Here is a 13331-nt window from a genome sequence, read left to right as displayed (position 1 = left end):
CAGGCCGTAATTTTAAAATGTTTTGCCGGGGGAATCATGGAAATTACCTGTTACCGAGATCCTGAAATCAGCCGGGAAGCGCGCCATTTGCCGGCCAGCACGTACAATCTGGCGATAACCTTGTTATCGCGTTGCCCCACCCGGCATTTGTTCGTGCCTATCCGCAGCATGCAGTACATGGCGATCATCGATCACGAAGAATTTGTATTCATCGACGGCGAGCGCAAATGCTGGATCGATATCGCGTGGCGCAATTTCAAACGGCAAGACCGCGATGCGCTGGATCAGCCGGTTGCTTATGACGCCGTTTATTACCGCGAAGGCATGGCGGCCGTGATGAAACGTTTGCAAAGCGAGCTTCCCGCGGCGCTGCAGATGCTGGTTAGTAAATCCAAGCTCGAAGGCGCTGCGCGCATTATTCATTTTCCAGCCAAAAATTAATCGTCGTCATCTTCCATCTGCGCATCCCAGCCTTTTGCCTTGGCGCTGGTGATGGCTTCGTCGTACAGCCGGGTGTGCCGCTCGCGTAATTCATCCGGCAACCGGCTGGGCAAATGCGCATACGGTTCCCAGGCGGCGTAAACTTTCTCGTATAAAACCTGCATTTGCGACGTACTCCAGCCCGCGCAGGTTTCCGTTTCCGGCAAAATGCCGAATACCCAAGCATCGCGTACGATGCGGCCTAGATGCGTGAGCCCTTCATTTTCATCGTGGTCGATGCCAGCATAAAATTGTTCAGTCATTGCAAAAATCTCATAAAAATTTCATAGGGTGGGAAAACAGTTTAAAAGGTTGTTATTCAGTCACCGATTGGGATTTGATGTCGAACCGGCTCAGGATGTGGTGCGACATGCTCTTGGCAAGTTCTTCGTCGGCAAAGAAGACCGTTCCCATAGCTTCCTTGCGCAGCAACATCGTTTCATCCTCGCTGCGGCTGCGCAAAACGATTTCGATATCGGGATTCAGCGTGCGCGCGGTGTCGATCATTTGCCGCACATTCAGCAAATCCGGCGTGGCGATCACCAGCATCGCGGCATCTTTGATATGCGCTTGTATCAGCACCGACGGTTCGGTGGCGTCGCCGGATACCGCAGTGGTACCTTGCTTGCGCAAGTCTTGTACGATTTCGCGATTTTGTTCCGCGACGATGTACGGAATATTTTTTTCGTTAAGCGCCTGAGCGACCCGCTGGCCGACATGTCCGTAACCGACCAGCACCACCTGGCCTTCGAGGAACTTGCGTTCGGTGCTCATCGGCAGTTCCGCGTACGGATCGTCGCGGTTCTCGTATTTACGCGCCAAAGCGGAATGTTTGAGGATCAAATTCTTGAACGGCGTAATGGCGGCAAAAGCGATCGGGTTGAAAGCGATCGAAATCAACGCGCCGGCGAGCACCAAGCTCATCCCCTCAGGCGGCATCAATCCAAGCGACAACCCCAGTCCCGCCAATATGAAGGAAAATTCGCCGATTTGCCCCAAACTGGCGGCAACGGTCAACGAGGTCGTAAGCGGATAACGCAGGATCAAAACCAGCAGCATCGCCGCCATCGACTTGCCGACGATGATAATGGCAACCACGGCGAGCACGCGCACCGGTTCATCGATCAGCACGGCCGGATCAAACAGCATACCGACGGAGACGAAAAACAGTACGGCAAAGGCATCGCGCAACGGCAGCGATTCCTCGGCGGCGCGTTGACTGAATTTGGATTCGCGCATCACCATACCGGCAAAAAAAGCGCCCAAGGCGAACGACACATTAAACAATATGGCAGCACCGTAAGCGATACAAATGGCGACTGCGACGACCGCCAAGGTGAACATTTCGCGCGAACCGGTGCGGGCCACTTGCCACAGCAACCAGGGCAGGACGCGGCGGCCGACGATCAGCATCAAGGCGATGAAAGCGGAAACCAGCAATAACGTGACACCGATCGTGCGCCATAACGGATCGGCAGGATTGCCGTTCTCGTTCGTGCCACCCAGCATGGTCGCGAATGTCGGCAACAACACCAGAATCAGCACCGTCACCAGATCCTCGACAATCAGCCAGCCGACCGCGATGCGGCCGTTCATGGTTTCCAGCAGGCCACGGGATTCCAGCGCTTTCAACAGCACCACCGTGCTGGCGCAAGATAACGACAGGCCCAATACCAATCCTTCACCGAAGCTCCATTCCCACCACGAGGCTACGGCCATGCCCAGAACGGTTGCAACGGCCATTTGAACGATAGCGCCGGGTACCGCGACACGTTTGACCGACAGCAAATCGTCCAACGAAAAATGTAATCCGACGCCGAACATCAGCAGCATCACACCGATTTCCGATAGTTGTGAAGCGATGCCGACATCCGCGACGAATCCCGGTGTGGTTGGACTGATGGCGATTCCGGCCAGCAGATAACCGACCAGCGCAGGCGTTTTAAGCCTTTCCGCGATGAAACCAAAAATCAAGGCCAGGCCGAAACCGGCTGCGATCGTCGTGATCAGGGCAACGTTATGTTCCATTCAAATTCCAAGGTTAAGGTTTATTGGCTCGAACTTCAGGGCGCCGCTGCCGCATCGGTGCTGCCGGAGGTTTTGTCCGATAAAGCGGGCGTATTCAAAAATTTCTCAAACTCGATGCGTTCCTCTTCGATCGCATTCAGAATCTGAAGTTTAAATTCTTCGCGTGAAAATGCTTCTTCCAGCATTAACAAGAGTTTCTCGACGGTCAAACCGATCGTGATGCCGCCAATGATACCACCGATGGCCGCGCCGATGGCCGTGCCGATACCGGGAATGAACGACCCCAATGCCGCCCCTGACGCAGCGCCCGCCGCGGCGCCGCCCAACGCGCTGACTGCCTTGCCGGCGGTGACTTTGATCAGGGCTTGAGCGCCCAGTTTGATGATGCCTTTGCCCGCCACTTTGGCGGTGATCTTACCGGCGATAGCGCCGGTGATCGCACCGGCGGTGCCGATGCCGCCGGAGATCAGCACGCGGTTCTCCAGATTGACGATCACGCTGTGCGCGGGCGGTTCTTTGAGCGAGTTTAACGATGCATGCCGGACGATTTCAAGCTGGGAATCGCCGGCGGGTTCGACACGGTTTTCCGCCAGAATCCGTTCCACTTTTTGCATATGTTCGGTGCGTAACTGCTGGTTATTTTGCAGTACGTCTTCGATGGATTTCTGTACCGGACCGAAAACATTGCCTTGCATCAGATAATTCTGCAGTTTCTCGGCCATCCAGGTTTCCAGCGCGCCGGTCGCGAGCGCCACAATGCGCTCATATTCCCCCGGTAGACTGTAATACCAATCGAGATAAGCATCGACATTGTCGGCCATTTGCTGGAAACCGGTGCCGGTGGTTTCGCGCAATTTTCCCAACGACGCTTCCATCTTGCTGAGACTGTCGAGGTAAGCTTGTTCGATCTGCGCCGCCGTTCCCGGTTTGTAGTATTCATCGCCGATCATCTCCACGGTTTGCACGGCGCTTTGCCGCGCGGCGCGGATTTCTGCAACGGTTTCCGGATTGGAACGCAACCAGGTGTCGACATAAACCGTCGATGGCACATAAATGAAAAAAACGAAAAAAGTGGCGAACGCCGAGGTAATCGCCCATGCCCACGGCGATACCGCGGGCGGCTCGTCGCTGTCTTGCACCGGCGCAAAGACCCGGCGGTACTCGGCGAGCGGCACCATGAAACTGGAAATTCCCAGCGCCACGTTATAAAAAAACAGCACGCTGCCGAGAAAAATAACCGCTACGTACAGCAGATCGTCAAATGAATGCAGACCGCCCAACGCATAGCGCTTCATGCCCTCGATGAAACCGAGCAACCGGTTGGTTTCAAGAATCAGGATACTGTTGGTCACGCCTTCCAGTTTCTGGCTTTCCGCCGCGACCGCTTCGGTCAGCGAAGCATATTGCCGGTTAGTGTCGGTATGATCGGCGAAAAAAACGAAAAACACCGCCATCGCCAATGCCGTAACCCAGCGCGTCCAGACCAGCGATTTGTGCACGGCGATGTACGGCTTGTATTCGCGCGCCGCGATCGGGAAAAGAATCGCATAAACGATGCCAAATGCCGGAATGGCGGCAAAACAAACGATCCATTCCTGCTTATCCGCGGAACCGAGATAGAACAGCAGCAGAAACGAAAATACCACCGACCACAGCAACCACCCGGCATACGCCAGAATCCGCCGCGTGAACAGCCAGTGCAAAATACCGAGTTTCATGAACTGGCTGGCGCGATGGATTCTTTGAATCGTCACCGCATACATTGCCGCACCATACATCGGCATGCCGAACAGCAGCGTAATCAACAGCGCAAACCACAGTTGCCGATCCGGAATCAAACGCCCCAGAAAAAACGCAAACGCCAGCCAGCTCGCGGCAAACACCAAAAAACCGAGCGATCGGGCGAAACTGAAGTTTTTAGGGAGTGAAAACACAACGATGATTCCTTCGTGATGAACAACAGGACGTGACCAAAGTCAGCAGACCGGCTAAATGAGTCAAGGCCGCTTACCGGTGGGGGATTTTATCAGACTGCGGATAGTCACGATATTGCTTCATGCGCTGGTCGCTCTTTCCGGGTGGTATTTTTTCTTGAGCCGGAAATCATTTGTTAGCGCACTGTTGTATAGTGAGTGCTGACTGACATTTATAAGCTATCGGATAGAGGTATGCGAAAGCAAGAATCTGAAATCAAATCACTCAAGCATGATGAAGAATTAACTCAACGGCTGGAAGCGCTTGCTGAACGCAATCCCGAAGCAATGGCTGCCTTACAGCTTGTACTGCCGGCTTTGTCAGCATCGGCTAATAATATCCGGACTCAATCCTTCTCGGAGGATATGGCAAACAAATGAAACACTGGAAAAACATCGTACTCCCCATCCCGGAGTGGCTGAATACTTGGGCGGCTGAAATTCCATCAACGCTGCTTGAAACAAACCAAAGAATGGCTGCGGTCATCGATTTGGCGCGGGCCAATGTGCTGCATGGGGGAGGGCCGTTCGCTGCTGCGGTGTTTGATCAAACTAGCGGTGAATTGATTGCGCCGGGTGTTAATTGGGTTGTGCCGGGAAAATCCTCGTTGCTGCACGCGGAAGTGATGGCGTTGGCATTAGCGGAGCAAACGTTGGGCAGTTATGAGCTGGCAAGTTATGGGCCGTTTGAACTGGTCACCAGTGCGGAGCCTTGCTGCCAGTGTCTGGGGGTATTGCAATGGACTGGTATCGTTGCTCTTGTTTGCGGTGCGCGATCGGAGGATGTGGAGGCGATCGGTTTCGATGAAGGCCAGCGCGCGGCGGATTGGGTGCAGGGGTTGCAACATAGAGGAATCAGCGTAACGCGGGAAGTGATGCGCGCGCAAGCCATCGATGTACTGCAAAGCTACCGCGGAGAAATTTATAACAGCCGTTTCCTGAAGAAAACCTGAGTAAGCGATGAGACCGAGGTGTGGAACATATCGCCCGCGGGTTTAGGGAAACGCTGATTAATTGACTAGACAGGCGAATCACTTCGTTGCGCGGTACTCGCTCACTCGCCTATCTTGTTGATATGTCTCGTTTGATGTGTTCCGAGCGCCTCGTGCTTCATCTCGTCCGCCGAATTAATCAGGGTTTCCTTAGTATTTTTCTGCGGTTGATTATCAATCCGACAGCTGCTTGCTCAAGGTTTCCGCGGTTACAGCCAAAGCTTTCCAAGCCAAGCAGGCATTCAAATAGCCGCTATGTTATTGACATCATTATCAAATAAATCCACATCAAACACTACCATTTCATCGGTTACCCCTGAATACACCCTTCCAAAAAATATTTCAATTTAACCATTCGCGCTTGTCAACGAATAGAAAGCTGCTTCGTTAATTGCTCTCGATACGGGACCGCCCGGTTTGTTTGGAACCGGAATGGCGGCCCTAAAACGTAAAATTATTGGATTTGCGATCCGCTTGCTCTATGAGAAAACTCAATGTTGCCTACACCTGCAATGTAAGAAAGCCATGGATGGAGGATGAGCGCTATGGTGAATTTGAAGGCCCGGATACGATTGCAGCGGTAACGGCGGCGCTGGAGCGCATCGGCGCGAATGTGGAATTGATCGATGTCGGGCCCGATATTTACACACAACTGCAAAAACGCCAGCAGCAGATCGATCTGGTGTTCAATAACAGCGAAGGTCTCGATGAGAAAGAGTTGCGCGAGGCCATCGTTCCTTTTTTCTGCGAACACTTGCATATTCCTTATACCGGCAGCAGCCCCAAGACTTTCATTAACAAAATGGATAAAGCGACGGCCAAAAAGATCGTTGCGTATGACGGCGTGCCGACCGCGCAATTTCAACTCATGGTGCCCGGCGATCGCCTGGGTAATCTGTCTTTCCCTTTGATGGTCAAGCCTTACAGCGAAGGAACCAGTATCGGCATCAGCCAAAAAAGCAAAGTGCACACGATTGCCGAGCTGAATGAAGCCATAGACGCAATTTATGCGCAATTCAACCAGCCGGCGCTGGTTGAGGAATTTTTACCCGGTACTGAATATACCATCGGCTTAATCGGAAATTATGTGCTGCCGATCCTGGAAATCGATTTCGCCAAAATTCCCGGGCAGCCGCATGTGCGTGATCCGCATGTGAAAGACATCGAGAATCCCTACATATCGCATCTGAGTTGGACAGAGAAAGTGAAGGACTACGCAAAAATCGCTATCGCAGCTCATGAGGCACTGGAAGTGCGCGACTATAACCGTATCGATTTTCGCACCCGGGACGGTCAGCTTTATTTCCTGGAAGCCAATGTGATCCCCGGCCTTCATCCGACCGAAGCGGATCTAACTACCATGTGCCGGCATGCCAACGTGGCGCATAACGATATGATCGCGCTGATCGTTCATGCCGCCGTACAGCGGCTCTCTTTATCGCGCCCGGAGCAATTTGCCGGAAAAACGGAATTGCTCGCGGAATTCGCCAATCAGGCGATCGGTAAAGCAGCGCAAGCAGGCACGGTTACTTTCCGCGACCAGATTTATACCCTATTAGGAAAACAAGCAACAGAGTAAACATCATGATCGTACCCATTGCAAATGAGCTATTTCCCAGCCTGGTAAAAATTGCGCTGCAGGATATCGGTTCGATGTATCAATCAGCCATCCATGACGAATTGGAAGATATCCTGCGCGGCAAGAATTTCGGTGTATGCGCCATGGATAACGGCGAGCCGGTTGGTTATGCAGTCGCCAGAAAGTCGGTTGACACGTATCACTTGCTGACATTGGCAGTGGATGAGCGGTATCGCGGCAAAGGATACGGTTCTTTGATGCTAGATAGCATTTTTGCCGAGATTGAGCGGCAGGGGGGGAAAATCCTCAATGTCGTAACCGACGCCGATGCCAATGAAAGCTTACGGTTTTATCTGAAAAATGGCTTTGCCTTGACCGGCATTGTGCAAGATGAGTTTATTCCGGGCGTGGCCCAGGCGCACCTCACCAGGCGAGCCGGCTACAGACCTGCCTTATAGCTTAATGCAGGAAATAATCCCCCGTGTTTTTTGCCATTTCATAACGATGTATTCAACGAGGCGTACAAGACCATGAGAATTAAAGCGATCAAAATGGATGGATGTGGTAATTCTTTTCTGGTAGTGGATGAACTAAAAACGCCCCTGGCAGGATATAACCGGTCATTGATTTCAAGTGCGCTGGCAACGCAGCACGACACCGACGGCATTCTTTTTGTCGATGTGGATCGGCTGCAAGGCACGCCGACAATGAAAATTTTCGATCGCGACGGCACCGAAGAAACCATGTGCGGCAATGGTCTGCGCTGCGCAACCCGCTATCTGCATGACATGTACGTGCGCAAGGGTGACTTTTCGATCATTACCGGCGACGGTAAAAAAGAAGTGCGCATCATTGACGATCTGACCGAAGTAAATTTAGGCGAGGCGCGCGATTACCGGCAAATCAGCGATCAACTGCATTACGTTTTTACCGGTGTTCCGCACGTTGTGGTGATCGGTTCGGAAATAAGTCTGGAAAATGCCAGAATATTCGGTAAATCATTGCGCGAAGAAAAATCGCTGTGCGAGTTCGTCGGCCATCCGGAAGGTGTCAATGTGGATTTTATCTGGCGCGATGCGGAAGGTATTTCGGTACGCACGTTTGAAATGGGTGTTGAGGACGTCACGCTCAGTTGCGGAACCGGAAGTGCGGCAAGCGCGTATGTTGCGTCAAAAGTCTTCGGCACCGCACTGCCGATTGTGACCCATTCATTGGGCGGCAGCCTGAAAATTACGGAAACCGGTGGATGCTTATCCATTTGCGGGCAAACACGCTATCAAGGCAAAGTCACCGGATTTGTAAATAATATTCACCCTAAGCCCACCAGTCCGATCGATTATCACCATCACTACCCGCAGTACCACTGGTAATTCAAAACAGGGCAGGGGGTTAAAGGCTATTTCATGGAATTTTCAATTGTTACATTTTTATTGATTATGGCTGCCATGGCGCTGGCCGATGTATGCTGGACGCTTTATTTCATCGATGTGGAAGAAAGAAGAGCGCATCCTGCCGCATTTTGGTCCGCGATGATCATTCTGGTAACCGCATTTACTGTTACCAATTACGTTGAGAACAAAGTTTATATTGCAGCTGCATTCATGGGTGCGTATTTGGGCACCTATGTAACGATCAAATGGAAACTGAAAAAAGAAAATGAAATGAAAAATGCAGCGGCTGAACCTAATAAAGCAGAACAGTAATGAACCGGCAGAGTTCCTGCCGTTACCGTTCAGCGATATATTCCACCTTTCCTATCCTTTAAGCCGCTAGACTTGAAAATATTGCTGCCGTCTTGTCTTATTTGCCTTAGAACACGAAATCGCCAGTACGGTTTTGCTAAGCCGGTATTCCGATTTTGCTGGAGATTGCCCGGTCAGCCATCAAATAATTCAATCACCTTCTGTAATGAGGGTCTAACAAGAAATTTCCATCATCACGACATGATTTGTTTCAATAAAATATTTTTTGACAAACTATTCGTTCTAATGTAAACGGGGATTGTATTAATTCGAGAAAGGAGATTCATTCCGTTAATTGCACATAAATCAATCCACGCGATCGCTGCGGATTGAAACTTCATTGACGCCAATTCAATGCATCGGCCAATTATCTAAGGAGCTTTATCATGCATAAAATTCGACTCCATCGTACAGCACTCTTTACCGGCCTATTCTTGGCCACTTTCGCGCTTCCCTCTCATGCGGTTTTATTCAATATCGATAACCTCGTCACGGATGACCAAAGCGCGCATGCCGCACAAATCACGGATGCTGGCTTGATAAATGCCTGGGGATTGTCGTATGCGCCAACGGGACCGTTCTGGGTATCGGCCAACGGTACCGCAACATCCCCGTTATATAGCGTTGATCCAGCGACTCAAACGACCAGCAAATTAGCATTGACCGTTACGATCCCCGGTGCCGGCAATGTCACGGGCCAGGTTTTTAACGGTACGGGCGACTTTAATGGCGACCGGTTTCTGTTCGTCAGCGAAGACGGTACTGTTTCCGGTTGGCGTCCCGCTTTAGGCACAACCGCTGAAACGTTAGCTGTCGCATCGCCCGCTTCGCTCTATAAAGGTGCAGCGTTCGGTACGATTACGGGAAATAGCTATCTTTATGCAGCCAACTTCCATACCGGTGCAGTCGATGTCTACAAAGGTTCGGCGCTGACTCCCTCGCTTTCCGGCACATTCACCGATCCTGCGCTGCCATCCGGTTATGCGCCGTTCAACATACAAAATTTGGGCGATACGCTGTACGTCACCTATGCGCAACAGGATCCTCTGTCGCCCGATGAAGTGGCCGGGCCGGGGCTGGGGTTAGTGGATGCATACGACCTGCAAGGGAATTTCCTTGCTCGCATTGCTACCGGCGGCAGTTTGAATGCGCCTTGGGGATTGGCGATCGCACCGTCTTCCTTCGGCTCAATGGCTGGCGCGTTGCTTGTCGGTAATTTTGGCGATGGCCACATCAATGCTTTCGATCCCGCAACGCACGCATTTCTGGGGCAGGTTCTTGGCAATGACGGTAACCCGCTTGCCATTGACGGACTCTGGGCGATTGCACCCGGTAATGATGGGTTGGCCGGAAGCAGCCATCTGTTGTATTTCACTGCAGGGCCGGACGATGAAAGTCATGGGTTGTTCGGTGTATTGACACCGGTACCTGAGCCATCGGCCTACGTCATGCTGCTTATCGGTTTGGCCGTGATCGGTAATCTAGCGGTACGCCGTAATCCAAGCTAAGTTAAACTCTGCAAAAAGTGGCGAGTGGTGGCCAAGCAAGGCGAAATCAGGCGGGAAGGTGCGCAGTTTACGAGTAAACAGTGAGCATTTCGAGCCTGATTTCAATTTAGCATAGCCAAATGCGGCCGTTTTTCAGCGCTTTTCTAAGGAAGCGCTAATTAATTGACTGCACGAACGAATCGCTTCGTTGCGCGGTACTCACTCCCTCGCCTATCTGATTGATATGTCTCGGTTGTTGCATTCCGTGCGCCTCGCCCTTCATCACGTTCGTCGAATTAATCAGCGCTTCCCCAACTGATCATCTTATAACGACTCCACCGTTGATATAACCATAAGGCACAAAACGCAATTTGCTGTTGCCGCCCAAGACTATAAACGCGCGCAGTTTCATGAGAGCTTCGCTTGGCACACTCGCTTTACCGGAAGCGGGGGAGTAAACTTGCAGCAGCTCTGTTCGCGAATATGATGCATATTGAATCATTCCCGGTATTTCCGCTGTCGTTAGTGTGGATGATCGCTAACCATCTTTCCGGAACGGAAATTCATGCCGAAGATTCTGGCAGACTTTGATTAATTTTTAGAAAGGGTATTAGTGTTATGAAGGGATTTCTTATGATCGGCTCACTGGTGTCTTCCTTGATTCTTTATGGAATATTCATGATGACTGGTAATGATTCGTTATTGGCCTTTGTATTGTTGGGACTGTTGATCTCATTTGTCTGCGCTATGTTATTTCTGTCGAGTAAATAGCGGTCAAATCCAAAATTGCCATCGAACGACAAACATCACGATAAAAGTGCGTGAAGCAATCCGGAAACTTCACGTCGCCCCGTATTCACATTGAATCAATTCGATTCCGACACCTTCAGAAACGCGGTCGCGGTCCGGTAATGTCAGGAATTATCTAGCTTTCCGACTGTTTCTTCTGTATTTTAGGGCCTGCCAAACTGTTCTGACATCGACTAATTCACGTTGTATCAATAACGTAATTGCGATTTCTTCGATAGCTGCATAGAGACAAAATAAAGCCGCTATTCTAAACGGCCAGATCAGAGTTTCAGTAAAAAGCAGGATATAGCTTACTATGGTTACAGCCACCGCAAGTTTTACGCTCCATGTGTGATAACTGATGATCGTATGAAATTTAACGATGCCCGCGATTACCGGTAAAGTAAAACTCAAAACAATGATAATAAAATAAAACTGTTCTCGCTGTATGATGTCAGGCCATAGCATCCAGGTACAAATTGCCATGGTTGAGTAGATGATAAAATCCCCCCAACTGTCGAGACGAGAACCCATCGCCGTTATTTGATTCAGCAATCTGGCTAGGAAACCATCCAGAACATCGGTAAATACTGCAAGAATTAATATTCCAATGTACCAGTCAGGCTGCTTGGTAAAAGCAAAATAAAACAGAGCCGGCGCCAGCAATATCCGCACTAAGCTGACTAGATTGGGAAGATTAATGACTTGGTCTTTTTTATGTTCCATCGCAGTAACCGTTTCTAAACAACTAACCGGACGATTTCTTAAGCACCTTCCAATGATAAAGTATATAGGTCATTGCCATGTCTATGATCAGGAAAACAAAAGACAGCCAAAGCGCTGACGATAATTCCAGATGAAAAGTGTGCATCATCATTAATGCAGGAAATAGCGATTCGGGTACTTGATCCAGTATGGGTGCCTTGCTGCTTGGCTTCATCGAGAAGCGACGCTTGATAAAACTGGATGACAAATCTCCAATCACGGCGTAACTTGCTATTAAAAATCCTATGACAAAAGGATAATTCATTAATAAAGCAGCTAAGGGCGTCATCAACAGAGCTGCAAGAATCCCGCGCCATGTTTTAGAGGAACCGAACATTGGGTTGTTGTCGGGTAATGTAATACCAAAATCAACCGGCGAGTTTAAATTATCGCCGCAGATTATCCGTACGAATACCGGTGCGCCGTTTGCGATTATAATGAGCAGCAACAATTGTATAAATTCGACAGTCATTTGGGATGGTGGAAATAATCAGTCTTTGCGGAATTCAATTGCTTTTTTGACTGATGACAAGCAGGAAAATTTCAAGAATCGTATGTCCAATACTTCACTTAAAGTTCTAACGTATAACATTCATAAGGGATTTAGTGCGACTAACCAGCGTTTTGTTTTGCACGAAATCAAAAACTTATTGCGGCATATCAATGCGGATATCGTTTTTTTGCAAGAAGTGCTGGGTGAACGCAATAAATCGAACCATCGTTTCACGGGCTGGCCCAATAACCGGCAATTTGAATTTCTTGCCGATCAGGTTTGGCATCACTGTGCTTATGGTAAGAATGCCATTTACAAATCAGGACACCACGGCAATGCAATTTTAAGTAAATATCCCTTCATCGAATGGGAAAATATTAATGTTTCGTTTTTAAAATCGGCTAGCCGGAGTCTTTTGCACGGAACAATCCAAGTTCCCGGAATCTATCATAAAATTCATATTATCTGCGTGCATCTGGGATTATTTGGACAAGAGAGAGAACGTCAACTCTCAACGCTGACGGAGCGGATTAACTCACATATCCCGGCAAACGAGCCGCTCATCGTTGCTGGAGATTTTAATGACTGGCGCGGCCGTGCAGAGCATTTTCTGCATCATGGTCTGGGTGTTAGGGAAGTTTTCAAAATCACTCATGGCACTTATGCCCGGACATTTCCTTCCTGGCTGCCGGTATTATCAATGGATCGAATTTACTACCGTGGGCTGGATATTGTGAATTGCAATCACTTGCACGGCCAGCCGTGGCGGCATTTGTCGGATCACATCCCTTTGCTTGCCGAGTTCCGTTTACTTAAACTCTGAGGATGCTTTGGAAAACTATTCCGTTCGGGGGTGGGGGGCGGTCATGCGGCGTTGAAATCAGGTTAAAAATGCTCATTTAATACTCGTAAGCTGGCTTTTTCACCTGATTTTTTCTTGTTGGTTGCCGCTCGCCGCTTTTTTAGAATTTCCCTAAATACCTGCCGGTAAGAAAAAAGTAGG

General features: G+C 50.0%; 14 protein-coding genes. 9 read left to right on the top strand and 5 right to left on the bottom strand.

Translation table 11 applies throughout. The features are described from left to right. Nucleotides 1–36: 36 nt before the first annotated feature. Complete coding sequence (locus HRU77_03135; GenBank protein ID QOJ19772.1) at nt 37–441, top strand: hypothetical protein; 405 nt, start codon at nt 37–39, stop codon at nt 439–441. Here HRU77_03135 and HRU77_03130 read toward each other — a convergent pair. Genes HRU77_03130 through HRU77_03120 form a run of 3 tightly spaced genes read right to left on the bottom strand, consistent with a single transcriptional unit; the run spans nt 438 to nt 4442 of the window. Continuing rightward, on the bottom strand, nt 438–743 hold the full coding sequence (locus HRU77_03130) for a hypothetical protein (GenBank protein QOJ19771.1): 306 nt from the start codon (nt 741–743) through the stop codon (nt 438–440). The two genes, HRU77_03135 and HRU77_03130, sit on opposite strands and share 4 nt — an antisense overlap. Before the next feature lie 52 nt (nt 744–795). Further along, nucleotides 796–2508 carry a Kef family K(+) transporter gene (locus HRU77_03125; GenBank protein ID QOJ19770.1) on the bottom strand — a complete coding sequence of 571 codons (1713 nt, stop codon included), beginning with the start codon at nt 2506–2508 and terminating at the stop codon, nt 796–798. Nucleotides 2509–2543: 35 nt separating this feature from the next. Continuing rightward, nucleotides 2544–4442, bottom strand: coding sequence for a hypothetical protein (locus HRU77_03120; GenBank protein ID QOJ19769.1), 1899 nt, complete (start codon nt 4440–4442; stop codon nt 2544–2546). A 234-nt stretch (nt 4443–4676) separates the two neighbouring features. Between HRU77_03120 and HRU77_03115 the strand changes: the two genes are divergently transcribed. The 7 genes from HRU77_03115 (at nt 4677) to HRU77_03085 (ending at nt 10302) form a co-directional block, all read left to right on the top strand. Then, entirely contained in the window at nt 4677–4862 is a 186-nt protein-coding gene (locus HRU77_03115; protein QOJ19768.1) for a hypothetical protein, read from the top strand. Next, complete coding sequence (locus tag HRU77_03110; GenBank protein QOJ19767.1) at nt 4859–5434, top strand: nucleoside deaminase; 576 nt, start codon at nt 4859–4861, stop codon at nt 5432–5434. The genes HRU77_03115 and HRU77_03110 overlap by 4 nt, the downstream gene beginning before the upstream one ends. Nucleotides 5435–5954: 520 nt before the next feature. Further along, nucleotides 5955–7052, top strand: a complete 1098-nt coding sequence (locus tag HRU77_03105; GenBank protein ID QOJ19766.1) for a hypothetical protein — start codon at nt 5955–5957, stop codon at nt 7050–7052. A 5-nt stretch (nt 7053–7057) separates the two neighbouring features. After that, the gene (locus tag HRU77_03100) at nt 7058–7510 is read left to right on the top strand and encodes a GNAT family N-acetyltransferase (protein ID QOJ19765.1); all 453 of its coding nucleotides are present in this window, start codon (nt 7058–7060) and stop codon (nt 7508–7510) included. A 72-nt stretch (nt 7511–7582) separates the two neighbouring features. Beyond that, nucleotides 7583–8422 (top strand): diaminopimelate epimerase, encoded by an 840-nt coding sequence (dapF, locus tag HRU77_03095; protein QOJ19764.1) that lies wholly within the window; start codon nt 7583–7585, stop codon nt 8420–8422. Nucleotides 8423–8455: 33 nt separating this feature from the next. Continuing rightward, a complete protein-coding gene (locus HRU77_03090; protein QOJ19763.1) occupies nt 8456–8755 on the top strand; it encodes a hypothetical protein in 300 nt (99 codons plus the stop codon). 425 nt (nt 8756–9180) lie between these two features. After that, complete coding sequence (locus tag HRU77_03085; protein ID QOJ19762.1) at nt 9181–10302, top strand: TIGR03118 family protein; 1122 nt, start codon at nt 9181–9183, stop codon at nt 10300–10302. A 900-nt stretch (nt 10303–11202) separates the two neighbouring features. On the opposite strand, the gene HRU77_03080 is transcribed toward HRU77_03085, so the two are convergent. Both HRU77_03080 and HRU77_03075 read right to left on the bottom strand, forming a co-directional pair. Next, complete coding sequence (locus HRU77_03080) at nt 11203–11796, bottom strand: CDP-alcohol phosphatidyltransferase family protein (protein ID QOJ19761.1); 594 nt, start codon at nt 11794–11796, stop codon at nt 11203–11205. Between the two features lie 22 nt (nt 11797–11818). Continuing rightward, on the bottom strand, nt 11819–12307 hold the full coding sequence (locus HRU77_03075) for a CDP-archaeol synthase (protein ID QOJ19760.1): 489 nt from the start codon (nt 12305–12307) through the stop codon (nt 11819–11821). An 82-nt stretch (nt 12308–12389) separates the two neighbouring features. On the opposite strand from HRU77_03075, the gene HRU77_03070 reads away from it, so the two are divergent. After that, a complete protein-coding gene (locus tag HRU77_03070) occupies nt 12390–13151 on the top strand; it encodes an endonuclease/exonuclease/phosphatase family protein (protein QOJ22050.1) in 762 nt (253 codons plus the stop codon). Nucleotides 13152–13331 lie beyond the last annotated feature (180 nt).

The organism is Gammaproteobacteria bacterium (assembly GCA_015709615.1).
In the GTDB taxonomy this organism is placed as follows: domain Bacteria; phylum Pseudomonadota; class Gammaproteobacteria; order Burkholderiales; family Nitrosomonadaceae; genus Nitrosomonas.
The sequence above is the reverse complement of the archived record's forward strand: the minus strand, read 5'-3'. Positions and strand labels throughout refer to the sequence as shown.

Bases quoted from the DNA above. Each gene is read 5' to 3' on its own strand.
- HRU77_03135 (QOJ19772.1), top strand. From the start codon at position 37: ATGGAAATTACCTGTTACCGAGATCCTGAAATCAGCCGGGAAGCGCGC.
- HRU77_03130 (QOJ19771.1), bottom strand. From the start codon at position 743: ATGACTGAACAATTTTATGCTGGCATCGACCACGATGAAAATGAAGGG.
- HRU77_03125 (QOJ19770.1), bottom strand. From the start codon at position 2,508: ATGGAACATAACGTTGCCCTGATCACGACGATCGCAGCCGGTTTCGGC.
- HRU77_03115 (QOJ19768.1), top strand. From the start codon at position 4,677: ATGCGAAAGCAAGAATCTGAAATCAAATCACTCAAGCATGATGAAGAA.
- HRU77_03110 (QOJ19767.1), top strand. From the start codon at position 4,859: ATGAAACACTGGAAAAACATCGTACTCCCCATCCCGGAGTGGCTGAAT.
- HRU77_03105 (QOJ19766.1), top strand. From the start codon at position 5,955: ATGAGAAAACTCAATGTTGCCTACACCTGCAATGTAAGAAAGCCATGG.
- HRU77_03100 (QOJ19765.1), top strand. From the start codon at position 7,058: ATGATCGTACCCATTGCAAATGAGCTATTTCCCAGCCTGGTAAAAATT.
- dapF (QOJ19764.1), top strand. From the start codon at position 7,583: ATGAGAATTAAAGCGATCAAAATGGATGGATGTGGTAATTCTTTTCTG.
- HRU77_03090 (QOJ19763.1), top strand. From the start codon at position 8,456: ATGGAATTTTCAATTGTTACATTTTTATTGATTATGGCTGCCATGGCG.
- HRU77_03085 (QOJ19762.1), top strand. From the start codon at position 9,181: ATGCATAAAATTCGACTCCATCGTACAGCACTCTTTACCGGCCTATTC.
- HRU77_03080 (QOJ19761.1), bottom strand. From the start codon at position 11,796: ATGGAACATAAAAAAGACCAAGTCATTAATCTTCCCAATCTAGTCAGC.
- HRU77_03075 (QOJ19760.1), bottom strand. From the start codon at position 12,307: ATGACTGTCGAATTTATACAATTGTTGCTGCTCATTATAATCGCAAAC.
- HRU77_03070 (QOJ22050.1), top strand. From the start codon at position 12,390: ATGTCCAATACTTCACTTAAAGTTCTAACGTATAACATTCATAAGGGA.